The organism is Nonomuraea sp. NPDC047529, assembly GCF_040642995.1.
GTDB lineage: Bacteria > Actinomycetota > Actinomycetes > Streptosporangiales > Streptosporangiaceae > Nonomuraea.
In genome coordinates, this window is record NZ_JBEYTJ010000009.1 from 1 (window position 1) to 25,766 (window position 25,766).

A 25,766-nucleotide genomic window follows, 5' to 3' on the forward strand; every position below is an offset into this window, starting at 1 on the left:
GCGGCGCGCGGGCGGCACCCGTTCACCCCGACGAGCCGCACCCGGCCCTTCCGCGGCTCGCCGGGCGACAAACTCGTCTACGGCGACCGCGCCGAAAGCGGCCTGAGCGGCACCGTCGTCAACGGCACGGCCAACGGCAGCGCCGTCGGTGGCCCCGTCGGTGGGGCTGCCGGTGGAGCTGCCGGTGAGGCCGGCGGCGACGGCGCCGCCGCCGGGCCCGGCGCCATGATCATCCGGTACGGCGGCATCGGCTGGAACGGCGAGCCCGGCGCCCTCGACCGGCTCGACGGCGAGGCGCCCTGGCAGGAGTTCTGGCGCGAGCAGCCCGAGGAGCCCGAGCAGGAGGCCGAGGCCCCGATCCGCGCGGTGGCCAGGCTCGGCCTGCTCCTGGGCGTCGGCCTGCTGGTGGTGGGCCTGGTCTGGGCCGTGCTCAACGCCCGCGCCCACCCCGCGACGACGGTCACCAGGACGGCGGCGCAGTCGAGCCTCCCGGCCGAGACGCCCACGCGCTGGACGGCCGCGATCGGCCCGGCCGCCGGCTCCGGCCTGTCGTCCCAGGACAGGAAGGTCGAACTGCCGAAACCGGACCCGCCCACGGCCCGGGTGTCCCCCCGGTCGGTCTCGCTGGGGTCCGGGCGCGCCGGGTCGTTCTCCCTGTCGTGCACCGGGACCTGCCGCGTCGTCTCGGCCACCGGCACGCGCGGCATCGTCGTGGACGGCACGACGTTCCAGGTCACGGACCCGCGGTCGCGGCCCGGCTGCCCCGGAGGGCCCGACGTGCGGCGCGGCCGGATCACCATCGTCTGGACGGCCCGCGCCACCGGCGACGGCCTGCGCACCGGCGGCACGGCGACCGCCGGCGGCACGCTCACCCTGCCGGTGAGCTGGACGATCGCCAGGGACAAGGGCGTACGGCGGCTGGACGCCGAGCGCGGCGTCCACTGGAGCAACTGCCGATGAGGCCCCGGACACGCCGGGGCCTCACGCGCGGCTAGAAGAAGCGGCTAGAAGAACTGGAACCCGGGCTCAGGCTCCGGCAGGTCGAGCTGCCGCGGTCCCCTGAACGTGGCGCCGTCCTTGGGCACGTCGGTCAGCGGCGTCCCGAGCACGAACGGCACGGCCACGCTGCTGCCGGCCAGGTCGACGGTGACGGTCGCGCCGGTGCCCTCCTCACTGGTGTAGGTGGTGTCGGTCCCGGCCAGCACCAGGCCGATCCGGTGCCCCTTCCTGAACGTGTAGTCCTGCGGCAGCGTCAGCCACTTGACCGTCCCGTACGTGCCGACGGGCAGCGGCCGGGCCTGGCTGAGCGAGTCGCGGTTCTGGACGTCGATCCAGCCGCGGGCGACGATCTCCAGCGGGCGGGTGGCCACGTTCGTGGTCACCTTCTTGTAGCAGGCGTCGTCGGCCGCGGTGCTCTCGCCGTGGCAGTCCTCCTCGGTGAGCGTGGTGACGCCCTGGCCGCGCCGCCAGTCGACGCGGGTGTCCTCGCCGTAGTCGACGAGCAGGGCGGTCAGGTTGGCGGTGGGCTTGTCGAGCTTGACCCGCAGGTCGGCGGTGGGGACGCCGGACAGGCGCAGGTCGAGCGGGAGCGCTCCGGTGGTGAAGGCCGCGCGGCCCGGCTGCGCCGTGCCGACGTCGGCCACCATCTCGTTCTCGCTCAGCGCGAGGTCGGTGAAGGTGGCGGTGCTGTTCCCGCGGGCCTTGAGCAGGCCGAGCGAGCCGTCGGCGGCGGGCCGCAGCACGGCCTTGAGCGCGTACGGGGCCGGCCAGTCGCGCTGGGTGGTCCACTGCGCCGGGCCGAGCTGCACGTCGGCGCGGGGCTCGTTCGTGATCCCGTTGCGGACGCCGTGCAGCCAGTAGTCGAACCAGCGGTGCAGGGTGTCCACCCACAGGTCCCTGCGGCCCTCGAAGTCGAACGGGTCCACGTGCTGGTACTGGCCGACCCAGATCTTGCGCGGCACGTTCCGCTGGGCCAGGGCCTGCCACCAGGCGGAGAAGTTGTCCGGCCGGACGTTGAGGTCGTTGACGGTGTGCACGACGAACACGCTGGCCTTGACCTTGGAGGCGTCGCCGAGCAGGCCCTTGAGGTAGTCGCGTTCGTTCCAGAAGGCGTTGTAGTCACCGGTGTCGTCGCCGTCCTCGGCGTCCATGCGGTCGCGGACGGCCTGGCACTTGGCCTCGGGGTCGGTGTCGACGTAGTTCGTCAGCCAGGAGGCGTAGTCGTAGTTGTAGACCACGCCGTTCGAGCGCTGGTACTTGTACCAGGAGCTGATGGCCGAGATGGGGACGATCGTCTTCAGGCCCTCGACGCCGGTGGCGGCCACGGCGTTGGCGAGCGTGCCGTCGTACGACTTGCCGATCATGGCGGCCTTGCCGGTGGTCCAGTCGGCCACGGCCGGGGTTCCGTCGGCCCTGGTCGCCTTGGCGCGGCCGTTCAGCCAGTCGATGACCGCCTTGCCGCCCAGCACGTCGGCCTTGCCGCCCATGTCGGGGCAGCCGTCGGACCTGGTGGTGCCGAGCATGTCCACGTTGAGGACGGCGTAGCCGCGCGGGACGAAGTAGTTGTCGTAGAACAGGGGGAATTTCGTGACGTTTCCGGAGGCGTCGTACTGCTTGCGCTCCCCCTCGTTCCCGCGCCCGGAGTTGTCGTAGTACGGACTCTCGTCGATGATCACGGGCACCTTGAGGCCCGGACCGGACTCCTTGGGACGGATGATGTCCACCCTGACCCTGTCGAGCGCGCCGTCGAGGTCGCTGTCCACGGTGGACTCGACGTACACGTGCTCGCGGACGGCGTCGGCGTAGGAGAAGACCGGCTGCGTCCGGCCGTCCTTGACGGTGATCGTGGGTCCGGCAGCGGCTTGTGCCGGGGTCGCGATCGCCAGAGTGAGGGCGACCGCGAAGAGGGCCGGGCGTAATTGTGGCACGCGTGACCTCCGTGACAAGTGTCTAGATTTCCCCCGCAATCTCTCACCCGCCCCCAAAGCTGACAAGATCCCAGCTATGGACGTACAGGACCGGATCCGGGGCTGCCTGCTCGGCGGCGCGATCGGCGACGCGCTCGGGGCGCCCATCGAGTTCGAGTCACTGCGGGAGATCCGCCGGCATCACGGCCAGGACGGCATCACCGGATATGTCGCCACCTGGCGGGGCACGAGCGCGCTCGTCACCGACGACACCCAGATGACCCTCTTCACCGTCGAGGCGCTGACCCGCGATCCGACGCCCGGCGGGGTGCGGCAGGCGTACCTGCGCTGGCTCGACACCCAGGAACACCGGGCGCCCCCGCCCGCCGACCGTCCCCACCGGACCGGCGCGCTGCGCGAGGAGGGCTGGCTGTACTCGCGGCGGGCCCCGGGCAACGCCTGCCTGTCCGGGCTGCGCCGGCCCTTCCCCGGCCCGTCGCCGTTGGGCACACCCGGCCCGGTGAACCCCGGTTCCAAGGGCTGCGGCACGGTCATGCGCTCGGCGCCGTTCGGCCTGCTCGCGCCGTACAACGCGGGCGCCGCGTTCGAGCTGGCGGCGGTCTGCGCGCAGATCACCCACGGCCACCCGACGGGCTACCTGGCCGCCGGCGCGTTCGCCGCGATCGTCGCCCGCGTGATGACCGGCGAGCCCCTGGAGGACGCCGTCCACCACGCCCTCGGCCTGCTGGCCGGTCGGCCGCGGCACGAGGAGACGTCCGGCGCCCTGCGCGCGGCGCTCGACCTGGCCGCGTCCGGCCCGCACTCCCCCGAGCGGGTCGAGTCGCTGGGCGGCGCCTGGGTGGCCGAGGAGGCGCTGGCCATCGGCGTCTACTGCGCCCTGGCCGAGCCGTCGCCCGAGCGGGCGCTGCTGCTGTCGGTCAACCACTCGGGCGACAGCGACTCCACCGGCTCGGTCTGCGGCAACCTGGTGGGCGCCGTGCGCGGCGCGGCGGCGCTGCCGGCCGCCTGGCTGACACCGCTGGAGGGACGCGAGACGATCGAGCGGCTGGCCGCCGCCCTCCTCTAGGCTGGAGGCCCACCGGGACGGAAGGGATCGCATGCGTAACGTCGCGCGGACCTCGCTCGTCGACTCCGCCATCGAGGAGCTGCGCAGGGAGATCGGCAGCGGGGCGTGGCCGGTCGGGACGAAGATCCCGTCCGAGAGCCGGCTCGCCGAGAGCCTCGGCATGAGCCGGCTGTCGGTGCGCGAGGCGGTGCGGGTGCTGGCCCACGCCGGGCTGCTGCAGACCAGGCAGGGCGACGGCACGTACGTGACCGCCACCGACGAGTCGCAGGTGGCGCTGCGCCGGCGGCTCGACCGGGCGGCCGCGATGGACATCATCGACGTGCGCCGCGGGCTCGACCTGGTGGCCGCCCGGCTGGCGGCGGTCAAGCGCACCGGCGACGACGTGGCCGCGATGCGCGAGGCGCTGACCCGCCGCGGGTCGGCCGCGCGCACCGGCGACCTCGACGGCTTCGCCGACGCCGACGCCGACTTCCACCTGCTGGTGGCCGACGCGGCGCACAACCCGCTGCTGGCCGACCTCTACCGCAGCATGCGCGACGCGCTGCGCGAGAGCGTCAGGGACAAGGAGCAGGCGGCGCTGGCGCCCGACCCGTCGCACGACGACCTGCTGGAGGCGATCGAGGCGGGCGACGCGGCCAGGGCGGTCGAGGTCGCGGTCGCCATCCTCGACGTCCAGGAGAGCGACCTGTGACCCGCGCGCCCGTCGCAGCGGACGGTCAGCGGGCGAACAGCACGGCGAGCCCGGCGGCCGGGCCCAGCAGGATCGAGGCGACGGCGCACACCTGCGCGACCGGGCTCGGCACGGCGGGCCGCGCGGGGCCCTCCGCGGCGAAGACCGGGCGGATCCAGCGCAGGTAGTAGAAGAGGCTGGCGACCGTGTTGGCGGCGGCGACCACCGCGAGCCAGGCGTACCCGCCGTCCCAGGCCGCCGCGAACATCAGCAGCTTCCCGGCGAACACGGCGGTCGGCGGCGTCCCGACCAGCCCCAGCAGGCAGACCACCAGCGCGAACGCCGTCCACGGCGACCGCCGGCCGAGCCCCGCGTAGTCCCGCAGCCGCTCGGCCCCGGTGGCGACCACGACGGCGAACGCGCCCAGGTTCGTGACCGCGTAGGCGGCCAGGTAGAACAGCAGCGCGGGCGCGGCCAGGCCGGTGCGTCCCGCCACCGCGACCGGGACCAGCAGGTAACCGGCCTGGCTCACCGTCGAGTACGCCAGCAGCCGCCGTACGTTCTCCTGCTGGAAGGCGGCCAGGTTGCCCAGCGTCATCGTGCCGGCGGCCAGCACGGCGAGCAGCGCGGGCTCGTCCAGCACCGTCGTCGCCAGCCGGTACAGCGCCACCAGCGCCCCGATCTTGGGCACCGTGGTGACGAACGCCGCCACCGGCGCCGACGTGCCCTCGGTGACGTCGGGCACCCAGAAGTGCGCGGGCGCTCCCCCGGCCTTGAACAGCGGCCCGGCCAGCAGCAGCACCGCGCCCACGGCCGGGGCCCGCGCGGCGGGGTAGGCGGTGGCGCCGGACCAGCCGTACACGAGGGTGACCCCGGCCAGCATGAGCACACCGAGGAAGGCGCCCATCAGGTAGTACTTGAGCGCCGCCTCCGTGCCGGACGCGTCCTTGGCGAAGCCCGCCAGCGCGTACGCCGGGATGCTCGCGAGCAGGTACGCCGCCACGAGCACGAGCAGGTCGTCGGCCCCCGCCATGAGGACGGACCCCAGCGCGGCCAGCACCATCAGCGTGTACAGCTCGGTCTCCCTGCTGTTCCCCCTGGCCCGTCCGGTCGCGAGCCACACGCTGAGCAGGGTGGCCAGGCAGACGGTCAGGCGGGCCGCGCCGGTCGGCGGATCGACGGCGTAGGCGTCGAAGGCGAGGGCGGCGGGGCGGCGCAGGGCGGCGGCGCTCGCCGCGATGGCCCCGGCGAGCGCCGCCATGCAGATCCAGGCGGCCACGCGCTGCCGGTGGCGCGGCACGAACAGCCCCGCGACCAGCGCCGCCACGGCTCCCGCCAGCATCAGGACCTCCGGCAGCAGGCCGGTGACCGCCGCGCCGCCATGGGGTGCGGTCATCGGCCCGCCAGGGCGACGACGGCGCGCGCGGCAGGCTCGATCAGGTCGAGCAGCGGGCGCGGGGCCAGGCCGATGAGCAGCGACAGGACGAGCAGCGGGGCGATCGCGGCCAGCTCGCGCGGCCGCACGTCGGTGACCCGCGGCGTCAGCTCGCCCGGCTCGCCGAGGAACGCGCGTTGCAGCACCCGCAGGAACAGCGCCGCGGTGATCAGGATGCCGACGACGGACAGCGCGCCCGCGACCACGGCCCCCGATCCGATCACCCCGGTGAAGATCTGGAACTCCGCGATGAACCCGGACAGTCCCGGCAGCCCGAGCGAGGCGAACGCCGCCACCGCCGTGAGCCAGGCCAGCACGGGGGCCCGTCCGGCGATGCCGCCGTACCGGCCGAGGGCGTAGCCGCCCGCGCGGTCCCACAGCACGCCGGTGATCAGGAACAGCGCGCCGGTGACCAGGCCGTGGCTGACCATCTGGGTGACCGCGCCGGTGACCGCCAGCTCCTTGGCCCGCGCCGGCCCGCCGGCCAGCCCGGCGGCGCCCAGGGCGAGGACGACGTAGCCCATGTGGTTGACCGAGGTGTAGGCGATCAGCCGTTTGAGGTTCTCCTGGGCGAGCGCGACCAGGGCGCCGTACAGGACGCTGACCAGGCCGATCAGGATGACCAGCCAGGCGTACGAGCGCCACGGGCCGGGCAGCAGCGGCACGGCGATGCGGGCCAGCCCGTACGTGCCCATCTTGAGCAGCACCCCGGCGAGGATGGCCGAGCCCGCGGCCGGGGCGTCGGTGTGCGCGGGCGGCAGCCAGGTGTGCACGGGCACGACCGGCGTCTTGACCCCCAGGCCGATCCCGATCGCGAGCAGCACCGCCGCGCCCGCGTCCGGCGGGCGGCGGGTGAGGTCGGCGAGGTCGAAGGTGTGCGGGTCGGCGGCCAGGTACAGGCCGATGAACCCGAGCAGCAGCGCCAGCGAGCCCAGGAACGTATAGAGGAAGAACGTCAGCGCGGACCTGGCCCGGTCGCCGTGCCCCCAGCCGACGATCACGAAGTACATGCCGACGATGGACAGGTCGAAGAAGACGAAGAACAGCAGCAGGTCGAGCGCCGCGAACAGCCCGGTCGAGACGGTCTGGAGGAACAGGAACAGCGCCGCGTACGCCTTGGGCCTGGTGGGCTCGCGCAGCGACTGGACGGCGCAGAGCAGGAACAGCACCGCGGTCATGGCGATCAGCGGGAGCGACAGGCCGTCCACGCCGACGTGGTAGCCGGCGCCCGCCGTGGGGATCCAGCGCACCCTGGTCTCGTACGCCAGGCCGCCTCCGTACCCGGTCCACAGGGCGACGACCAGGGCCAGGTCGGCGGCGGAGGCGGCCAGCCAGATCCGGCCGGCCGCGCGCGCGGTGACGCCCGGCAGGACGAGCAGGGCGGCGGCGGCCAGCGGCAGGAACACGACGACGTTGAGCACGCCTCACCTCACGATCGCGAACACGACGGCCAGCACGACGAGGGCGACGACGGCCTGGGCGAAGTAGGTGTGGACCTGCCCGGTCTGAGGGCGTCTGGCCAGCCCGCCGAGGCGTCGTACGGCGCCGCCGGCCCGCCGTACGAGGTCGTCCAGCCCTGCCTCGAACGGGCTCCCGGCCAGCCGCGCGGCCCCCAGCCCCGCCCGCGCGACGGCCTCGACCGCACCCTGCACGACCCGCTCGTCGAACCACGCCACCCACCGCGCCGCCCCCAGCAGCGGCCCCCACACCACACCCCGCGCCACCCTCTCCAACCCCAGCCACCGCCCGAACACCCCGCCCGCGTACGGAAACGCGGACGTCCCGGGCCGCACCGCGATCGCGGCGGTCACCAGGGCGAGCGCCGGGATCCCGGACAGGGCCAGCTCACCCGCGGTGAGGCCGGGCGCGCCCGGATCCCCGACCAGCCGGGACCACCAGCCGTGCACCGCGGGCAGCCCGACCACCCCGAACCCGGCCGCCACCAGGGCGAGCACCGGCAGCGGCAGCAGCTCCGCCCCCGCCACCCCACCCGAGGCCCGCCGCTCGGCCCCGGTCGCGGTCGCGGTCCCGGTCCCTGCCCCGGTCCCTGCCCCGGCCCCGGCCCCGGTCGCGGTCACGGTCCCGGCCCCGGTCGCCGTGTCGGCGGGTCGCCAGACCTCGGCCAGCGCCTTCCCCGCGTACAGGGCGGCCACCAACCCCGCCGCGAACGCCACCACGCGCAGGCCCGGCTGCCCGACCCCGGCGAGGACGGCGTCCTTCGTCACCCACAACGACAGCGGCGGCACCCCCGCCAAGGCCGCCGCCCCCACCGCGAACACCACCCCCACCAGCGGGAACCGCCGCGCCGCGCCGTGCAGCCCGGCCAGGTCCTTGGTGCCGAGCGCCGCCAGCCAGGCCCCCGCCGCGAGGAAGAGCAGGCTCTTGACCGCCGCGTGCGCGACCAGGTGGGCCGCCCCGCCCGACACCGCCGACACCCCGGCCGCCAGCACCATGAAGCCGACCTGCGCGCACGTCGAGGCGGCCAGGAGCTGCTTGAGGTCCCGCTGCGCCACCGCCACCAGCCCGAGCAGCAGCGCCGTCACGGCCCCCGTCCAGGCCACCACCGCCGCCGCCCAGCCGGTGACCGCGAGCAGGGCGTGCAGCCGCATCAGCAGGTACGCCCCCGCCACCACCATGGTCGCCGCGTGCAGGAAGGCCGAGACCGGACTCGGGCCCACCATCGCCCGCGACAACCAGAACGCGAACGGCCCCTGCGCCGACTTGCCCAGCGCCGCCAGCACGACCCCGCCCGCCACCAGGTCGCGCCACGGCGGCGGCAGCCCCGGCAGCCCGGCGAGCGCCAGCCCGCCGCCGCCGGCCAGCGCCGCGCCGCAGGCGACGTACAGGCCCAGGTCGCCGGCCCGGGTGGTGACGAAGGCGACGGCGCCCGACCGTACGTGCTCCCGGTCGCGCCACCGGTAGCCGATCAGCGCGTACGACATCGCCCCTATGACCTCCCAGCCCATCAGCAGCAGGACGAGGTCCGTCGCGGTCACCGTCGCCAGCATCGCGCCCAGGAAGATCAGCATGAGCCCGTGGAAGCGCCCCGACCGCCGCTCCCCGGCCGCGAACACCAGCACGGCCAGCCCGACCGCCGCCACGGTGACCACCATGACCGCCGAGAGCCCGTCCACGGCCAGCCCTTCGCCGAAGATCAACCGGGCCGTCGCCGAGGGCCTGGTCACCGCCGCGTGCACGGCCAGCCCGAGCGTCGCGGCGGCCACCGCGATGGACACGGCGACGGACAGGGCGGCGGCGGCGCGGCGTACCGGGATCAGGAGCGCGCCGGCGACGGCGGGCAGCGCGGGCAGCAGCCACAGGGACGGGCTCATCCTTTGAGGTCTCCCGCGGCGTCGGTCATGTCCACGTCGCGGGCGCGGAAGACGGCCGTGGTGACCGCGAAGCCCATCGCCATCTCCAGCGCCATCACGGTGACCGCCACCAGGACGAGGACCTGGCCGTCCGCGGCTGCCGGGGCGACGTGGTACCAGAAGGCGCCGCCGGCCGCGATCAGGCCGTTGATCATGAGTTCGAGGCCCATCATGAGCATGACGATCGACTGCTGGGACAGGACGCCGTACAGGCCGACGGAGAACAGGGCGGCGGCCAGCAGTAGGAAGGCCTGGAGCGTCACCGGTCGTACCGTCCCCGGTGGGTGGCCAGCAGCACGGCCGAGATCATCGTCGCCAGGATGGACACCCCGACGACCATCATGACCAGCATCTTCGGCCCCATCAGGGACAGGCCGAGCGCGTGCGTGGGGTCGGCCGGCGGCCGTCCGCGCCGGCTCGGCGGGGCCGCGAGCAGCGCCCCGGCCGCCAGCAGGACGAACACCGTCCCGGCGATGGCCGCCGCGCCCCGCCGGTTGTGCACCATCTTCATCGGCATGAGCCCGGCCGGGTTCATCATGTACATGATCATGAAGACGGCCATGACCAGCATCTCCATGACCATCATGAGGACGACCAGCACCCCCAGGTACTCCAGGTCGATCAGCAGCAGCGTCCCGCCCACGGCCAGCAAGGAGACCAGCAGCGCGAACGTCGCCCGCGCCATCGAGTCCACCACGAACACCGCCACCCCACCCGCCACCGCGACGACCGCCAGCCCCCAGAACGCCCCGCTCACGGCAGCACCGCCATCGCGACGACCAGCAGTTGTGCGAGCGTGACCGGGATCAGCACCACCCACGAGAACTGCACGAACCGATCCATCCGCACAACCGGCACCCGATGCCTGACCACCACCAGCACGGCCAGCACCGCCACGGTCTTGAGCAGCCCCCACCCCCAGCCGGGCAGCACGGGCCCCGCCGCGCCCCCGAGGAACAACGGCACCGCCCCGGCCGCCGCCACGACCAGCAGCGCGTACCGTCCGGCCAGGAAGACCAGCCGGTCCGGCCCGCCCAGCTCGCCCGGCACGCCGCCGCACACGTCCCGGCCGACCGGCTGCCCCATCGGCCCCCAGAACGCCATAGCCACCGCCGAAACGAGATAGACCATGAACGCGACCGGCATCCACACCACGAACCACAACCCCCGCTGCGCCGCCACGACGTCCGCGAACCGCAACGACCCCGCCCCCACGCCCGCGGTGATCAGCACGAACATGTGCGGCAGCTCGTACGCCATGCCCTGGGCCAGGAACCGGTAGCCGCCGACCAGCGGCCACACGGCGTTGACCCCCCATCCGACCAGCCACAGAGCCCCCCAGACGCACACCTCCATGGCGTTGAACCACACCACCCCCGCCCCCATGTCCAGCACCGGCGCACCCCCGACCGGCAGGACGACGGCGGCCAGCAACGCGGCCAGCGGCAACACCACGACCCCGGCCCGGGTGAGCAGGACGTCGGCCCGATCCGTCCGCCGCCGCTGCTGCACCACCAACCGCGCCCCCTCCCTGAACGGCGCCCCCGCCACCCCCCGGCCCCCCCGGGCCCCACCGAGCGCCGCGTCAAAGGCCGCCGCCCCCCACACCAACACCGCCATCCCCAAGGCCACCACCCCCGCAGCCATCCCCAAGGCCATCACCCCCGCTGCCGTCAGCACCCTTCGCCTCCTCGCCGCCCCCTCCCCAGGGCCCTCGACAGCGACGACACCCCAACTCGACCACCGGGCCATCCCGCCCCCAACTCACCACCCGGCCGCCCCGCCCCCGACTCACCGGCCCGGGCTGCCCGCCCGGACTCACCCGTCCCGCGTTCCGGCCTCCGCCCCCGTCGAAAGTCGGTCGAGGTCCGGATCGAGACCGGCCACGATCAGCCGTGCCACAGCGAGCTCGGCACCGACCAGAAGACCCGGCAACAACGCCAGCACCTCACCCACCGACCCCCTCCCGCCACCGAAGGCCCCGACGCTCCCTTCGCGCCCACCCCACTCCCTCACCACCCTGGAACCCCCGTCACGCTCACCCACCTCCCCGGGCTCCGCCACCCCGACCATGGCTTCGATCTCGTCGAGCCACCGGTGCAGGCGATCCAGGGCGTCCCCCTGAAGCTGTCTCGGGGCGTCGGGGCCGATCTGGCCCGCGCCGCGCAGCATCCACCGCAGCACCCACGACCGACGCACCCGCCGCGTGAACCGGACGCACCGACGCCTGTCCCCGGCATCGACGGCGCCCGCGAGCAGGCGATCCCTCAGACGACGGGCCTCTCTCGCGGCCGCCGGCCACCCGGCCACGCCGAGCAGCCTGCCGAGACTGTCCAGACGGGCCGCCGCCGTACGCCGCCGCGTCTCCTCCCGGCGCTCCCCCGGCCCCGCTTCCCAGAACGCACTCCCCGCGCCCTCGGCCGAAAGGGCCCTCACCTGCGCCTCCTGGATCACGTCCCCTTGCAGGACGGTCTCCACCACCAGCCCAGCAGGCCAGTCCACGAGTACGGGCCCCAACGGCACGTGCAGCCGATCCAGCTTCAGCCCGTCCCGATCGGCCCCTCGCTCAGCCATGGGCGGTTCGCCCGCGCCGTCCCCGGACGAACCCGAGGCCATGTCACGGGCGTCCGCCCACTGACCCCGCTCATCCCCCAGGACGCGAACCGCCCCGTCCAACGCGGCCACGACCTCACCACCCGAGACGTCCGGCGGCAGTCCCACCAACGCCCTCGGGACCGGAACGGCCCCCCAGACCCCCCGTACGGCCCCCGCCAGCTCCGGCCCCGGACGTCCGCACACCACCACCAAGCTCGCCTCCGCCGGGGACGCCGCCACCGGCCAGCCACGACGGCCCACCTCCGCCTCCACCAGCAGCCGCGCCCACGTCCCGTACGGGGAAGCGACGACGAGCACCCGGGGCCGAAGCGCCGCCTGCCGAAGGAGCCACCCCCTCAGGCCCACCGGAACGCCCCTTCCCGCCACGCGTACAGCACCCCGACCAGCAGGAGTCCCAGGAAGGTGAACATCTCCACCACCGCCGGGACCCCCACCTCGGCCACCACGAGCGCCCACGGGTACATGAAGACCATCTCCATGTCGAAGGCCAGGAAGACCAGCGTCACGGCGTACCAGCGGACGTGGAAGCGCGAGACGGCGTGCTCCCGCGCCCGCGCCCCGGACAGGAACGGCCCCACCCGCACGACTCCCCGAGGCGACAGGACCAGGGAGGCCAGATACACCCCGGCGACCCCGGCGGCGAGCAGCGCCACGAGCCCCAGCACAGCGCCCACCGCTCTCACCTGCCGCAGAGCCCCGAAGATCAGAACAACCTGCTCCTCACCGTAGCAACCGAGAACCACCTTCCCCACGACCGACATCCACCTACGAACACCCCCCTCACCAGCCCAAACACGACGGCCCCTCGGCGAGCGGCCCGCACCCGGCGCAGCCCGCCGACCAGAGCCGGGGTCGAGGTCGGGATCAGCGTCCGATGGTGAGGGTCTCGGTCGAGCCATCCGCACCGGGAGGATCCTCAGCATGCGAACCGGGACGGCGGGACCTGCCCACCAGACGAGGCAGGCGTAACGCCAAGAGCATCACCAAGGCGCCGCCCACCGCCGCCGGCAGCAGCGCGTACGCCGGAACCCCACCCCCCAGAACCCCATCGGCCGCCCCCTCACGCCCCGCAGCCCCGGCGCCCGGAGCCTCCACGGACGGAACCTGCCCGGACGGAACCTGCCCGGACGGGCCACCGGTGGTCGCGCTTCCTTCGGCCTCCGCCTCGCCCCTCGTCACCACGGGCGCGGTCTTGCCCGCAGGGAACCCCGGTGGCCGGACCGCGCCCCAAGGGTCCTCCCCTCCCCCACCGAACGTCGCCACCCTGTCCGGCGGCACCGGGTCGACCACCAGCCGCCCCGGAACCGTGAGCGTCCCCACCGCATAAGGCTCGAACCAGCCCTGGACGCCCGTCACCTTCCACACCCCGTCCGGCACGACCACCGACGTGGCGTAGTGGCCGGCCTCCGGGAGCGGGGTGCCGGGGAAGGTGACGGTCCTGCCGTCGGCACGGGTGAGGCGCAGGCCGACGGGGTCGAGCTTGCCCACGTACGGATGCGTGCCGTGCTGCAACACCCAGAACCCCACCGTGTACGGAGTCCCGCCCGCGAACACCGTCGGCGGCGGATCGAGGTAGGTCACCGCCCATCCCCCGCGTACGGACGCGAAGGCCGGAGCCTCCCACCGGACGGACGCCGCCAGAGCGGCCAGCACAACAGCCACCACGGCGACCACCCGAACCGCCGACACGACGGACAGCCGGACGGTCGGCACAACGGCCGCAACCATCGGTACGGCCAGAGTTCTCTTCATCGTGCACCTCCGCACCCCATACACCGCCCGGCCCCGCCAGGTTCCACCCGCCGATCAGAGGAGCAGCTCGCCGATCGCCTCGGCCACTGCCTCCGGCTGGGACTCGGGCAGGAAGTGACCACCGGGCAGGACGAGGGTGCACAGGTCAGGGGCCCAGGAACGCCACACGGCCGCCGGGTCGAAGGGCAGGGCGCCCCGGTCGTGGCCGACCACGGCGAAGCGCGGGTGGCCCAGCTCGCGCATCAGCGCCGCCAGGCCAGATGGGTCTGGGGGAAGCCGTGCAGCAGCAGGACGGGCGGCCCCTCACCGCCCTCGGCGACGTGGAGGCCCGAGACGGTGTGCCGGCGGAAGCCGGGAACGGAGAGGGCGTGCATGCCGGAAACCCTGCCAGTCGGGTGCGACAATTTCCGGTACGGCGAGCACAATGGAGTCAGCACGAATCAGGGCGAGAATTCGGCGAGGGGCGAGGAGGCTTACGCCGTGTCCGCCACCGGAGGCGAATATCTGACCGCGATGCTCGACGTTCTGGTTTACGAGAACGTATTGGTGGCCTGGCGACGCGCGCCGGGCGGTTATCTGATCGTCACGCATGAGGGCGAGGAGGTCCGGCTGACCGCGCAGCAGGCCGGGATGTGGGCGCAAGGGGCGTTCGCGGTCTATCTGGCGCTGGTGGATCAGCGTCGCATCACTCCGCGCATCCCCGGCGACACCGCAACACAATAACGCGCACAACAACAAAAGCCCATATTTCCCGATTTATCGCCAAAGTCACCGCGACGAAACCGGCCGGTCAACCGGTTTCTGGCATGTCCCGGAATGTGCCGCAGATTCGGGCCGGCCGGACAACCGGTCAAACCGGTTTTTTGCCGCAGGTTCGGATCGGCCGGTCAAGCCGGTTTTCTGGCGCGTCCCAGAATGTGCGGCATACTCGGCGACAACGGCAACGGCCGGAAGGCGAACCGTTCGCGCTCCTCGACCACCAGCCCGCAGTCGGTCATGGCGCGCTCGGTGTCGCGGTTGAGCCGGCACCCGCCGGCCATCCGCCGCCACAGCGGCGTCACGAGATCCTGCACCAGCGCGCCGGCGGCCCGCGAGGAGCGCACGTGCTCGTAGAACCGCACCTCACCCCCGGGCCTGAGCACCCTGGACACCTCGCCGAGCGTCACCCGCTGGTCCGGCACCGAGCACAGCACCAGCGAGAGCACCACGGCGTCGAAGGAGGCGTCCTCGAACCGCAGGTCCGCGTCATGCCCGGCCACCACCCGCACGGGCACCGGCGCACCGGCCGCGGCCCGGCCGGCCAGCTCGCGCAGCCGGTCCTCGGGCTCGACGGCCACCACCTCGCGCACGGTCGCCGGGTAGTGCGCGAAGTTCATCCCGTTGCCCGCGCCGAGCTCCAGCACCCGCCCGCCCAGCCCGGCCAGCAGGCGCCGCCGGTGCTCGGCCGCGCCGCGCCGCTCCGACTCGGCGCTCATGCGCTCGTACGCCTGGGCGAAGCGGGGATTCTGGAACCGCGAGAGATCCTGCACGTCCCCCAAGCTAACCCGCCCCCGGGAAGGCCGCGCGGGCCGTCACGAACGGACGAGGCGGGCGATGGCGTCGGCCGCCTCCTTGACCTTGGCCTCCGCCTCGGCCCCGCCCTTGCGTGCCGCCTCGACCACACAATGCGCCATGTGCTCCTCCAGCAGCGACAGCGCGAACGACTGCAACGCGCTGGTCGTCGCCGACACCTGGGTCAGGATGTCGATGCAGTACTTGTCGTCCTCCACCATGCGCTGGATGCCCCGCGCCTGGCCCTCGATCCGGCGCAGCCGCCGGAGGTGGTCCTGCTTGCCGTCGGTGTACCCGGCCATCTCCCGGTCCTCTCGCTCGCTACACCGACCGCAACACGGTACCCCCCTACCGTATTCCGAGCGAGATCCGTCAGCCGCCCTGGTTGTTCATGAAGCGCGAGATCAGCCACTGGCTGCCCTGGTGCGTGAGCACGAAGAACTCGCGGTAGTTGGTGTCGCCCTGCTTGCTGGTCGAGCGCGCGAAGGCGTCCTGGCTCCCCATGTTGCGCGTCTCGTCGATGGTGTGCGTGGCGTTCTTCACGTCGTTGCCGTCCTGGAGCTTCTGCTGGAACACGGTGCGGATGGCCTGCGCGCCCGTGGCCGTCGCCTCCCCGTCCATGGCCACCACGGCGTCGTCGGTGAACGACTTCACGATCTGGTTCACGTCCCCGGACTTCAGGGCGTTGAAGTAGTTCTGGACGGCGGCGCGCGGCTGGGTGGCGGCCGGCGCGGTGCCCGTCGGCGTGGCGGTCTCGGTGGTGGTCTCGGTCGCGGTCGGCGACTCCATGCCGGTCTCGGTGGGCGTCATCATGGTCTCGGTCGGCGTCGCCGGGCTGGCCTCGCCCTTCATCGCCTGCGTGTTGCTCCCCGAGGAGCAGCCCGCGACCAGGACGACGGGGACGACAGCGGCCAGCAGGAGTGCCCTGCGCTGAAAAATCTTGCTCATGGCCGGGTTGATGCCCGCGCCAGTCGTCACCGAATGCCCGGTTTAGGCACTCCGCACGACCCCTTTACCTCGGGCCGGTATTACTCACGGTCACGCTTCACTGTCATTGGTGTGATCGTTCAGAGCCACGATCGTTGCCGCGCCGAGACCGGACGGGGAAGGCCCGCCTATAGCGTCCCTCCAGTGCGGCCAACACAGGCGAACCCCGAGCCACTGCCCCAGCGCGAGGACGCCGAACGCTGCGCCAGCGTCCGGTCCGGGCGGCGGTGCGTCCTGCCTGCGGCTCACCGTTCCCCGCACGTCTTTCCACCGGTCGAGGCCGTGTAGCCGGCCGGTCGGCGGGGCAGGTGACGGCGATGGACGAGCCGACGACCACCGTCACACCCTGTGCGGACGGACCGCTGCTGATCCGGGGCTCCTTCGAGCTGCTGACTCAGGACGGCGAGCCGATCGACCCGGGAAGGGCCACGGTCGCGCTGTGCCGGTGCGGCCGATCGTCGACCAAGCCGTTCTGCGATGGTTCGCACAAGTCCGTCGGCTTCCAGGCGTCCAGCGAGCCCGACCCGCCCGCCGGCTTCTGAGCCCGCTCGCGCAGCCACCGCGCCGAGTGGGCGGCCCGCGCGAGCCTGCCTCCCGCGTACGGCACGCCGCCCGTGCACGCCGCGCCCACCGCCAGCCAGGAGCACACCGCCCGCTCCAGCACCCACACCGGCGCGAACAGCGAGGCCGAGGCGGGAAAGACGCGCCTCCCTCCGGCCCGCCGCCGCCCGGCCTCGGCCAGCCCGACGGCCGCCCCGGCGGCGGCCAGCAGCGGCAGCGGCCGGCGTACCAGGGCCAGCGCGGGCAGCACCGCCAGGAAGGACGCCAGCCGCACCGGCTGCGCGAGGTCGTCGTAGGCCTGCCGCACCCGCTGCGACCAGAACCGCCGCGCGTCGCACGGCAGGCGGCGGACGTACAGGCCGGGCGGACGCAGCTCGCGGCCGCCGTGGGCGCGCACGGTGCGGACGAGCTCCAGGTTCTCGAACAGCACGTCGCCGTCGTAGCCGCCCATGGCCAGGAAGAACGACCGCCGGACGCCGAACGTGCCCGGGTAGTCGGCGCCGAACGCCCGGTTGAGCAGGGTGCGGGCGGTGTCCCAGCGGGCGTGCCAGGGGGCGGGGTCGAAGTAGTTCTGCGGCCTGACCAGCTCGGCGTCGGCGAGCAGGGCGTGCGTCTCGGCCAGGGCGGCCAGGTCGTAGCGCACGTCGTCGTCGGCGATCACGACGCGGTCGCCCCGGGCCAGCCGCAGCCCGGTCGTCACGCCGTTGACCTTGCCGTTGGCGAAGGACAGGCCGGCCGCCGGGCCGACGTGCCGGACCAGGCAGCGCCATCGGCGGGCGTGCCGGGCGTACAGCTGGGGCGGGCTGCCGTCCACCACGGTCACGCGTACGTGCGGGGCGAGGGCGCGCAGGTATCCGGTCAGCTCGTCGAGGCCGGAGTCGTCCTGCCAGCGCAGCGGGATCACGTAGTCGAGGTCGATCACGCGGGCACCGGCCGGTCGAGCAGGGAGGAGGCGCCGCGTTCCCAGCGGCCGAGCACGTGCCCGGCCCAGCGGCGTTCGAGGGCCAGGGCGCAGGCGGCGCCGTACAGGACGTCGCCGGTCAGGGCGGGGCAGGCGGACGCGAAGCCGCCGCACAGGTCGCCCGCGGCGATCTGCTCGTGGACGGCGTCGGCCTGCACGTGCTCCTCGAAGAAGCGGGCCGTCGCCGCGTCGCCGCCCAGCCGGCGCAGGCCCATGGCGTAGCGGCGGTTGGGCAGCGACGAGGTCATCTCGATCGCGGCCAGATGTCCGACCAGCGCGCCGCGCAGCCGCCGGTGCAGCCCGAACAGCGACATGGCGTTGCTGACGGCCAGCGTGACCGCGGGCACCCTCGGCAGGTACGCGCCGTAGGAGTCGTCGAGGCCGAGGCCGCGCATGGTGTGGCCGAACAGCTCGCAGTGCATGCGCTCGTGGCGGCCGCCGCCGTACTCGTCGGCCTGGATCTCCACCAGGGCGGCCTTGGACCGGCCGCGCAGGCGCGGGATCGCCCAGGTGTGCGGGTCGGCCTCCTTCAGGTGGTAGATCGAGCGGTGGACGACGAACTCGCGGAAGGTCTCGATCCCGGCCTCGCGCTGGAGGAACAGGGAGACCGACGGCTCGTCCTCGTCCTCGGCGGTCATCGCGGTGAGCGCGCGCCGCACCTCGCCGGGCGGCACCGGCCCGGGACGCGGCACGGCCTCGGCCAGCTCCTGCTCGAAGCGGCCCTCCAGCAGGCCGCGCAGGCGCAGCAGCGACGGCTCCCACTCCCAGCGGTCGTCGACCTCGTCGAAGCCCTGGTAGTGCAGCTCGTAGCAGGCGAACAGGGCGAGCTGGAGATCCTCGTCATCGGCGGGGGCGGGCGGCTCGGGCAGCGTCGCGGGCGGCCGGGCGAGCCGGTCGAAGAGCAGGTCGGTGAGCGGGCCACGCGCGGGCGGCAGGCGCATCACGCGGCCTTGCGGTAGACGGAGACGTGCGCGCGGCTCTCGTCGGTGAACGGGGTGCCGATCCAGTCGGCCCAGCGGTGTTCCAGGGCCATCCCGGCCAGCCTGGCCATCAGGTCGAGCTCGCACGGCCAGGCGTAGCGGTGGTCGGCGGGCAGCAGCCGCACGCCCTGGTCCGTCAGCCGTACGCGGGTGGTGCGCATGTGCTGGGTGGCGGGGGCGAGGGTGGCCGCCTCGACGAGGACGACGTCCTGCGCCAGCGACAGCAGCCGCAGGGCCGAGCCGTCGCGGAAGGCGGCCGGGTCGGGCACCCACGCCTCGACCACGAACCGCCCGCCCGCGCGCAGATGCCGCGCCGCGTTGGCGAAGCAGTTGACCTGCGCCTCCTGGGTGGGCAGCGCGAAGATCGTGTTGATCGCCAGCACCACCAGCCCGTACGAGCCCTCGACCCGCACGGCCGAGAAGTCGCCCACCGTCACGGGGACGGCCTCGCCGCCGGGTTTGGCGCGCAGCTCGCGCGTCATCTCCGGCGAGGCGTCGATCCCGGCGACGCTCAGGCCGCGGGCGGCCAGCGGGAGCGCCAGCCGTCCGGTGCCGATGCCGAACTCCAGCACCGGGCCGCCGTCGGCCAGCGCGGCCAGCCGCTCGACGGCGTCGCCGGTCGGCAGCTCCGTCACCGTGGCGTCGTAGATGTCGGCGATCCGGCGCCCGTAGGCGGAGGGGTCGTAGGCCACGCACACCCCCTGTCCCCGTGTTTCAGCAGGTCAATGCCCGTGTCCTGATCGGCTAAACGCTGACCTCCACCCGCCCGCCCGCCACCCGTACGGCGTACACGGGCACCTGGACGGCCTCCTCGTCCAGGCAGGTCCCCGACACCAGCGAGAAGACCTGCTTGTGCAGCGGCGAGGCCACGGTGGGCTCGCCCCGCCTGGTGCCGACGATGCCGCGCGAGAGCACGTACGCGCCGCTGAACGGGTCGAGGTTGTCCAGGGCGTGCACGTGCCCGTCGTGGGTGCGGAACAGCGCCACCTGCCGGCCGCCGACCAGCGCGCAGACGCCGCGCTCCGGCAGCAGGGCCGCGTACTCGCAGACCGCGGTCCAGCTCATCGGGCCGTCACCGGCCTGATCTGGCCGCGCTCGGCGGCGAACACGATCGACGGGTCGGGCACGCCGGGGGCGTTGACGAAGCTGACGAACCTGCCCAGCTTCTCCGGGTCGTCCAGGGTCGCCGCCCACTCGTCGGCGTACGTGGCGACGTGCTGTTCCATCTGGGCGTCGAGGTCGGCGCAGATGCCGAGCGAGTCTTCCATGATCACCTTCCGTAGGTGGTCGAGGCCGCCGTCCAGCGACTCCAGCCAGGCGGCGGTGCGTTGCAGCCGGTCGGCGGTGCGGACGTAGAACATCAGGAACCGGTCGACGGTCCTGATCAGGTCGTCGGTGCTCAGGTCGGTGGCCAGCAGGTCGGCGTGGCGGGGACGGAAGCCGCCGTTGCCGCCGACGTACAGGTTCCAGCCCTGCTCGGTGGCGATGACGCCGAAGTCCTTCGATCTGGCCTCGGCACACTCGCGGGCGCAGCCGGACACGGCCGACTTGAGCTTGTGCGGCGAGCGCAGGCCGCGGTAGCGCAGCTCCAGGGCGATGGCCAGGCCGACCGCGTCCTGGACGCCGTAGCGGCACCAGGTGGAGCCCACGCAGGACTTCACCGTGCGCAGGGCCTTGCCGTAGGCGTGGCCGGACTCGAAGCCGGCGTCCACGAGCCGCCGCCAGATGTCCGGGAGCTGTTCGACGCGGGCGCCGAACAGGTCGATGCGCTGCCCGCCGGTGATCTTCGTGTAGAGCCCGAAGTCGCGGGCGACCTCGCCGATCACGATGAGCTTGTCCGGCGTGATCTCGCCGCCCGGGATGCGCGGGACGACCGAGTACGTGCCGTTCTTCTGGATGTTGGCGAGGAAGGCGTCGTTGGTGTCCTGCAACGCGGCCCGTTCGCCGTCCAGCACGTGCCCGTTGTGCAGCGAGGCCAGGATCGAGGCCACGGCCGGCTTGCAGACGTCGCAGCCGCGCCCCTGCCCGTGCTCGGCGACGAGCCGGGAGAACGTCGTGATCTTCCGCACCCGGACGATGTCGAACAGCTCGGCCCGCGAGAACGCGAAGTGCTCGCACAGCGCCTTGCCGACCTCGACGCCGGAGCTCTCCAGCAACTGCCTGAGCATCGGCACGCAGCTCCCGCACGTGGTGCCCGCCCGCGTGCACGCCTTGAGCCCCGGCACGTCGGTCACGCCCAGGCCGGTGACGGCGTGCCGGACGTCCCCCGCGCACACGTTGTTGCACGAGCAGACCTGGGCGTCGTCGGGCAGGTCGAGCCGCGCCCCCGAGCCGCTGAACAGCAGGTCGGAGGGCGGCGCGGGCAACGGCTTGCCGACGAACGGCCGCAACGCCGCGTACGGCCCCGCGTCCCCCACGCAGATGCCGCCGAGCAGGGTCCGGGCGTCGTCGCTGATGAACAGCTTCTTGTAGACCCCGGCCACCGGGTCCATGTAGGTGACGTCGAGGGCGCCGTCCATCGCGCCGAACTGGGCGACCTCGACGCCGAGCAGCTTGAGCCTGGTGGACAGGTCCGCGCCCGCGAACGAGGACGTCCCGCCCGTGATCCGGTCGGCGGCCACCTCGGCCATCGTGTTGCACGGCCCGGCCAGGCCGTAGACCATGCCGCCGGCCAGCGCGCACTCCCCGATCGCGTAGATCGACGGGTCGGAGGTACGCATCCCGGCGTCCACCACGACGCCACCCCGCTCGCCCACCTCCAGCCCGCACGCCCTGGCCAGCTCGTCGCGCGGCCTGACGCCCGCCGAGAACACCACCACCTGGGCCTCGATCAGCGTGCCGTCCGGCGTGCGCAGCCCGGCGACCCGGCCGTCCGGGCCGGTGACGACCTCCCGGACGCCCGCGCCGGCGTGCACGCCCAGCCCGAGGGCCTCGACGTGGCCCCTGAGCACCGCGCCGCCGCCCTCGTCCACCTGGCGCGGCATCAGCCAGGGGCTCATCTCGACGATGTGCGTCCGCAGACCGAGCGTCCGCAGCGCGTCGGCCGCCTCCAGGCCGAGCAGGCCGCCGCCGACCACGACGCCCTCGGCCGCGTCGGCGGCCGCCGCGCGGATGGCGTCCAGGTCTTCGATGGTGCGGTAGACGTGGGCGTGCTCGCGTCCGGGCACCGGCGGCACGAACGGCGCCGACCCGGTGGCCAGCACGAGCACGTCGTACGGCTCGGCGGCCCCGCCCTCGACGGTCACCGTCCGCGCCTCCCGGTCGACGGCGACGGCGCGGCTGCCCAGCCTGGTCACGGTCCCGCCGGGCACCGGATAGGTGAGGTCGGCCACGCTGGTCCCCGACAGGTACGAGGTCAGCGCCACCCGGTCGTAGGCCGGGCGCGGCTCCTCCCCGATGACGGTGACCCGCCCGTCGAAGCCCCGGCTCGCCAGGGTCTCCACGAAGCGGTGCGCGGCCGGGCCGTACCCGACGACGACGATCCTCATACCGGAACTCCTTCCTGCTCACACAGCCAGCCGACGATGCCCTCCACGGCGTCGCGGCAGGTGCCGCAGCCGGTGGTGGCCCTGGTGGCGGCGGCCACCCCGGCCACGTCGCGGGCGCCGGCCTCCCAGCACGCCCGGATCCGTCCCTTGGTCACGTCGTTGCACCGGCAGACCACCGCGGCGTCCGGCATCAGCACCGGGCTGCCGGCGACCGGCGCCGACGACAGGCCCGGGAACAGCAGCCCCGCGCGGTCGCCGGGCACCGGGCCGCCGCGGTCGAAGAGCTGGGTGAGGGTGCCGACGGCGTCGCTCTCGCCCAGCAGGATCGCGCCCACCAGCCGCCCGTCGCGGATGACGAGCTTGCGGTAGGTGCCGCGGGCGCGGTGACTGAAGCGCACCACCTCGGCGTGCTCCTCGCCGAGGTGCGTCTCGCCCATGGCGGCCAGCTCGACGCTCTCGGCCTTGAGCCTGGTGACCAGCCGGGAGCCGCGGTAGCGGGCCTTGCCGCCGGTGATCACCTCGGCGGCCACGGCGGCCTGCTCCCAGGCGGGGGCGACCAGGCCGTACACCGTGCCGTGGTGCTCGGCGCACTCGCCTATGGCGAAGATCGAGGGGTCGTCGGTGCGCAGCTCGTCGTCCACGACGACGCCGCGCCGCACCTCCAGCCCCGCCTCGGCGGCGAGCCCGGTGACCGGGCGCACGCCGCAGGCCAGGACGACCAGGTCGGCCTCGACCAGCTCGCCGCCGGCCAGCCGGACGCCGTCCGGCTCGACCGCGGCCGCGCTGACGCCGGTTCGGGTCGCCACGCCGAGCCCGGCCAGGGTCTCGCCCAGCACCTGGCCCGCCTCGGCGTCGAGCTGGCGTTCCATCAGGTGCCCGGCCAGGTGCAGCAGCGTGACCGGCAGACCGCGCCCGGCCAGGCCACGGGCGGCCTCGACGCCGAGCAGCCCGCCACCGACGACGGCCGCCCGGCGCGCCCGCCCGGCGGCCTCCATGATCCGCTCGCAGTCCTCCAGCGTGCGGAACGGGACGGCCCGCCCCGCGCCGGGGAGCGGCGGCACGACCGCCTCGCTGCCGGTGGCCAGGACCAGCACGTCGTACGGCTCGCGCCGCCCGTCCGCGGTCACCACGTGCCTGGTGTCCCGGTCGACGCGGACGACCTCCGCGCCGGGCACGGCCTCGACGGCGTGCGCGGCGTACCAGGACGGGTCGAGCAGGCGCACCTGGTCGGGACGCGAACCGCCGGCCAGCACGTCCGACAGCAGCACCCGGTTGTACGGCGGCCCCGCCTCGGCCCCGAACACGGTCACCCGCATCCGCGGGTCGCGCGCCCGCACCTCGCTGACCAGGCGCGACCCGGCCATTCCGTTCCCCACGACGACGAGCCTCATGAGTCCCTCTCCACCCTGACCGCGCAGACCTTGAACTCCGGCATCCCGGAGACCGGGTCGAGCGCCGGGTTGGTGAGCCGGTTGGCGCCCTCCCAGTGGAAGGGCATGAACACGGTGTCGCGCCTGATGGCGTCGCTGATCCTGGCCACCGCCCTGCTGTGGCCCCGGCGGCTGCTGACCCGCACCAGGTCGCCCGCGGCGACGCCGAGCTGCTCGGCCAGGTCGGGATGCAGCTCCACGAACGGCTCGGGGGCGGCCCGCACCAGCGACGCGATCCGGCGGGTCTGGGCGCCGCTCTGGTAGTGGGACAGGATCCGGCCGGTGCTCAGGTACACCGGGTAGTCCTGGTCGGGCTCCTCCGCCGCGGGCCGGTGCTCGACCGGGACGAACCTGGCGCGACCGTCCGGGTGGGCGAAGCGGTCCAGGAACGGGCGGGGCGTGCCGGGGTGGCCGGCGGACGGGCAGGGCCAGAAGACACCCGTCTCGGCGGCGATGCGCTCGTAGGTGATGCCGGAGTAGTCGGCGACGCCGCCCGCGGTGGCCCGGCGCAGTTCGTCGAAGACGGCGGCCGGCTCGGCGTCGAAGCGGTGCCCGAGCCTGGCGGCCAGCCCGGCGACGACGTCCAGGTCGCTGCGGACGCCCTCCGGCGGCGCGACGGCCCGGCGGCGGAGCAGCACGCGGCCTTCCAGGTTGGTCATCGTGCCGTCCTCCTCGGCCCACTGGGTGACCGGGAGCACCACGTCGGCCCGCGCCGCGGTCTCCGACAGCACCACGTCGGCCACCACCAGCAGGTCCAGCCCGGCGATCCGGCCGCCGACGCGCGCGGACCCCGGAGCCGAGACCACCGGGTTGGACCCGAACAGCAGCAGCGCCCGCGGCCCCCGCGGGGTGCCGAGCGCGTCCAGCAGCTCGTACGCCGACCGCCCCGGCCCCGGCAGGTCCTCGGCCCGCACGCCCCACACCTCGGCGACGTGCGCGCGGGCGGCCGGGTCGTCGATCCTGCGGTACCCGGGGAGCTGGTCGGCCTTCTGGCCGTGCTCCCTGCCGCCCTGGCCGTTGCCCTGGCCGGTCAGGCAGCCGAAGCCGGAGCCGTACCGGCCGGGCAGTCCGAGCGCGAGGGCCAGGTTGACGTACGCGGTGACGGTGTCGGTGCCCTTGGCGTGCTGTTCGGCGCCGCGTCCGGTCAGGACGTAGGCGTTGCGGGCGGCGGCCAGCGCGCGGACGGCCTGCCGCATCCGGTGCACCGGCACCCCGGTGACCCGCTCGACGCGTTCGGGCCACCAGGAGGCCAGCGAGGTGCGCACGTCGTCGAACCCGGTGGTCCTGCCGGCCACGTAGTCGGCGTCCACGAGGTCGTCGGCGATCGCCAGGTGCAGCAGCCCGAGCGCGAGGGCCAGGTCGGTGCCGGGCGCGGGTTGCAGGTGCAGCCAGGCGAGCCCGGCGGTCGGGGTGCGGCGCGGATCGACGACGATCAGCCGCGGCCCCGACAGGTGGCGGACCAGCGGCGGCATGGTCTCGGCCACGTTCGCGCCGGCCAGCAGCACGACGTCGGCGTCGTCCAGGTCGGTGACCGGGAACGGCAGGCCCCGGTCCAGGCCGAAGGCGCGGATGGAGGCGGCGGCGGCCGAGGACATGCAGAAGCGGCCGTTGTAGTCGATCTGGCTGGTGCCGAGCGCGACCCGGGCGAACTTGCCGAGCTGGTAGGCCTTCTCGTTGGTCAGGCCGCCGCCGCCGAACACGGCCACGGCGTCGGGGCCGTGCTCGGCGCGGATCCCGGCCAGCCGGTCGGCGACGTGGTCGAGGGCGGCCTCCCACTCCACCGGCTCGCCGTGCAGCAGCGGCGTCGTCAGGCGCTCGCCGTTGGTGAGCAGCTCGGCCGCCGTCCATCCCTTCTGGCACAGCGCGCCGGGGGCGTTGGCCGGGATGTCGGTCCTGGGGCTGATCTCCAGCCCCGGCCCGATCTCCATGCCGCACTGCAGCGCGCAGTAGGGGCAGTGTGTCCTGGTCATG

24 protein-coding genes and 2 pseudogenes are annotated in these 25,766 nt (G+C 74.0%); 5 read left to right on the forward strand and 21 right to left on the reverse strand.

The annotated features are described in order from the left end of the window. The coding region (locus tag ABZ815_RS16070; protein ID WP_357698311.1) for a hypothetical protein at window positions 1–960 on the forward strand (960 nt) is incomplete at its 5' end. A gap of 44 nt (window positions 961–1,004) precedes the next feature. Here the strand turns inward: ABZ815_RS16070 and ABZ815_RS16075 are convergent. Next, on the reverse strand, window positions 1,005–2,927 hold the full coding sequence (locus tag ABZ815_RS16075; protein WP_357698313.1) for a Xaa-Pro dipeptidyl-peptidase: 1,923 nt from the start codon (window positions 2,925–2,927) through the stop codon (window positions 1,005–1,007). A gap of 76 nt (window positions 2,928–3,003) precedes the next feature. Here ABZ815_RS16075 and ABZ815_RS16080 point away from each other — a divergent pair, with 76 nt between their 5' ends. After that, a complete protein-coding gene (locus ABZ815_RS16080; RefSeq protein WP_357698315.1) occupies window positions 3,004–3,993 on the forward strand; it encodes an ADP-ribosylglycohydrolase family protein in 990 nt (329 codons plus the stop codon). A gap of 31 nt (window positions 3,994–4,024) precedes the next feature. Beyond that, window positions 4,025–4,684: a FadR/GntR family transcriptional regulator gene (locus ABZ815_RS16085; RefSeq protein WP_357698317.1), complete on the forward strand. Its 660-nt coding sequence runs from the start codon at window positions 4,025–4,027 to the stop codon at window positions 4,682–4,684. Between the two features lie 25 nt (window positions 4,685–4,709). Here the strand turns inward: ABZ815_RS16085 and ABZ815_RS16090 are convergent, their stop codons facing one another. The 10 genes and pseudogenes from ABZ815_RS16090 to ABZ815_RS16135 form a co-directional block, all read right to left on the reverse strand. Beyond that, a complete protein-coding gene (locus tag ABZ815_RS16090) occupies window positions 4,710–6,059 on the reverse strand; it encodes an NADH-quinone oxidoreductase subunit N (RefSeq protein WP_357698319.1) in 1,350 nt (449 codons plus the stop codon). Continuing rightward, window positions 6,056–7,519, reverse strand: coding sequence for an NADH-quinone oxidoreductase subunit M (locus ABZ815_RS16095; RefSeq protein WP_357698321.1), 1,464 nt, complete (start codon window positions 7,517–7,519; stop codon window positions 6,056–6,058). The genes ABZ815_RS16090 and ABZ815_RS16095 overlap by 4 nt, the downstream gene beginning before the upstream one ends. 3 nt (window positions 7,520–7,522) lie before the next feature. Continuing rightward, window positions 7,523–9,430, reverse strand: coding sequence for a proton-conducting transporter membrane subunit (locus ABZ815_RS16100; protein ID WP_357698323.1), 1,908 nt, complete (start codon window positions 9,428–9,430; stop codon window positions 7,523–7,525). Then, the gene (gene nuoK, locus ABZ815_RS16105) at window positions 9,427–9,732 is read right to left on the reverse strand and encodes an NADH-quinone oxidoreductase subunit NuoK (RefSeq protein ID WP_357698325.1); all 306 of its coding nucleotides are present in this window, start codon (window positions 9,730–9,732) and stop codon (window positions 9,427–9,429) included. Before nuoK ends, ABZ815_RS16100 begins: the two co-directional genes overlap by 4 nt. Continuing rightward, window positions 9,729–10,226: an NADH-quinone oxidoreductase subunit J gene (locus ABZ815_RS16110; RefSeq protein WP_357698326.1), complete on the reverse strand. Its 498-nt coding sequence runs from the start codon at window positions 10,224–10,226 to the stop codon at window positions 9,729–9,731. Before ABZ815_RS16110 ends, nuoK begins: the two co-directional genes overlap by 4 nt. Continuing rightward, complete coding sequence (locus tag ABZ815_RS16115) at window positions 10,223–11,149, reverse strand: NADH-quinone oxidoreductase subunit H (protein ID WP_357698328.1); 927 nt, start codon at window positions 11,147–11,149, stop codon at window positions 10,223–10,225. Before ABZ815_RS16115 ends, ABZ815_RS16110 begins: the two co-directional genes overlap by 4 nt. A 138-nt stretch (window positions 11,150–11,287) precedes the next feature. Continuing rightward, window positions 11,288–12,382, reverse strand: a complete 1,095-nt coding sequence (locus tag ABZ815_RS16120; protein ID WP_357698330.1) for a hypothetical protein — start codon at window positions 12,380–12,382, stop codon at window positions 11,288–11,290. Window positions 12,383–12,420: 38 nt separating this feature from the next. Beyond that, window positions 12,421–12,759: an NADH-quinone oxidoreductase subunit A gene (locus tag ABZ815_RS16125; RefSeq protein WP_357698332.1), complete on the reverse strand. Its 339-nt coding sequence runs from the start codon at window positions 12,757–12,759 to the stop codon at window positions 12,421–12,423. Window positions 12,760–12,949: 190 nt separating this feature from the next. Beyond that, complete coding sequence (locus ABZ815_RS16130; RefSeq protein ID WP_357698334.1) at window positions 12,950–13,837, reverse strand: hypothetical protein; 888 nt, start codon at window positions 13,835–13,837, stop codon at window positions 12,950–12,952. Between the two features lie 186 nt (window positions 13,838–14,023). Further along, a pseudogene (locus ABZ815_RS16135) lies at window positions 14,024–14,211 on the reverse strand (hypothetical protein); the annotation flags it as partial. Between ABZ815_RS16135 and ABZ815_RS16140 the strand changes: the two are divergent. Continuing rightward, window positions 14,210–14,560 (forward strand): hypothetical protein, encoded by a 351-nt coding sequence (locus ABZ815_RS16140; RefSeq protein WP_357698336.1) that lies wholly within the window; start codon window positions 14,210–14,212, stop codon window positions 14,558–14,560. The pseudogene ABZ815_RS16135 and the gene ABZ815_RS16140 sit on opposite strands and share 2 nt — an antisense overlap. A gap of 164 nt (window positions 14,561–14,724) precedes the next feature. Here ABZ815_RS16140 and ABZ815_RS16145 read toward each other — a convergent pair whose 3' ends face one another. From ABZ815_RS16145 to ABZ815_RS16155, 3 genes are all read right to left on the reverse strand, one after another. Beyond that, window positions 14,725–15,366, reverse strand: a complete 642-nt coding sequence (locus ABZ815_RS16145; RefSeq protein ID WP_357698339.1) for a class I SAM-dependent methyltransferase — start codon at window positions 15,364–15,366, stop codon at window positions 14,725–14,727. A 42-nt stretch (window positions 15,367–15,408) separates the two neighbouring features. Beyond that, the gene (locus tag ABZ815_RS16150) at window positions 15,409–15,690 is read right to left on the reverse strand and encodes a metal-sensitive transcriptional regulator (protein WP_352322745.1); all 282 of its coding nucleotides are present in this window, start codon (window positions 15,688–15,690) and stop codon (window positions 15,409–15,411) included. Window positions 15,691–15,760: 70 nt separating this feature from the next. Next, window positions 15,761–16,336, reverse strand: a complete 576-nt coding sequence (locus tag ABZ815_RS16155; protein WP_357698341.1) for a nuclear transport factor 2 family protein — start codon at window positions 16,334–16,336, stop codon at window positions 15,761–15,763. A gap of 356 nt (window positions 16,337–16,692) precedes the next feature. On the opposite strand from ABZ815_RS16155, the pseudogene ABZ815_RS16160 reads away from it, so the two are divergent. Continuing rightward, window positions 16,693–16,806: pseudogene (locus ABZ815_RS16160) on the forward strand (hypothetical protein); the annotation flags it as partial. On the opposite strand, the gene ABZ815_RS16165 reads toward ABZ815_RS16160, so the two are convergent. From ABZ815_RS16165 to ABZ815_RS16195, 7 genes are read right to left on the reverse strand one after another with little or no spacing between them, the layout of a single operon-like run. Then, window positions 16,770–17,858 (reverse strand): glycosyltransferase family 2 protein, encoded by a 1,089-nt coding sequence (locus ABZ815_RS16165; protein ID WP_357698343.1) that lies wholly within the window; start codon window positions 17,856–17,858, stop codon window positions 16,770–16,772. The pseudogene ABZ815_RS16160 and the gene ABZ815_RS16165 sit on opposite strands and share 37 nt — an antisense overlap. Next, entirely contained in the window at window positions 17,855–18,838 is a 984-nt protein-coding gene (locus ABZ815_RS16170; protein WP_357698345.1) for an iron-containing redox enzyme family protein, read from the reverse strand. The genes ABZ815_RS16165 and ABZ815_RS16170 overlap by 4 nt, the downstream gene beginning before the upstream one ends. Next, window positions 18,838–19,569 carry a class I SAM-dependent methyltransferase gene (locus ABZ815_RS16175; RefSeq protein WP_357698347.1) on the reverse strand — a complete coding sequence of 244 codons (732 nt, stop codon included), beginning with the start codon at window positions 19,567–19,569 and terminating at the stop codon, window positions 18,838–18,840. Before ABZ815_RS16175 ends, ABZ815_RS16170 begins: the two co-directional genes overlap by 1 nt. 52 nt (window positions 19,570–19,621) lie before the next feature. Continuing rightward, window positions 19,622–19,942, reverse strand: coding sequence for a nitrite reductase small subunit NirD (gene nirD / locus ABZ815_RS16180; RefSeq protein WP_357698349.1), 321 nt, complete (start codon window positions 19,940–19,942; stop codon window positions 19,622–19,624). Beyond that, complete coding sequence (gene nirB, locus ABZ815_RS16185; RefSeq protein ID WP_357698351.1) at window positions 19,939–22,365, reverse strand: nitrite reductase large subunit NirB; 2,427 nt, start codon at window positions 22,363–22,365, stop codon at window positions 19,939–19,941. The genes nirD and nirB overlap by 4 nt, the downstream gene beginning before the upstream one ends. Next, entirely contained in the window at window positions 22,362–23,756 is a 1,395-nt protein-coding gene (locus ABZ815_RS16190; RefSeq protein ID WP_357698353.1) for an FAD-dependent oxidoreductase, read from the reverse strand. The genes nirB and ABZ815_RS16190 overlap by 4 nt, the downstream gene beginning before the upstream one ends. After that, the gene (locus tag ABZ815_RS16195; RefSeq protein ID WP_357698355.1) at window positions 23,753–25,765 is read right to left on the reverse strand and encodes a molybdopterin-dependent oxidoreductase; all 2,013 of its coding nucleotides are present in this window, start codon (window positions 25,763–25,765) and stop codon (window positions 23,753–23,755) included. Before ABZ815_RS16195 ends, ABZ815_RS16190 begins: the two co-directional genes overlap by 4 nt. Window position 25,766: the final 1 nt, after the last annotated feature.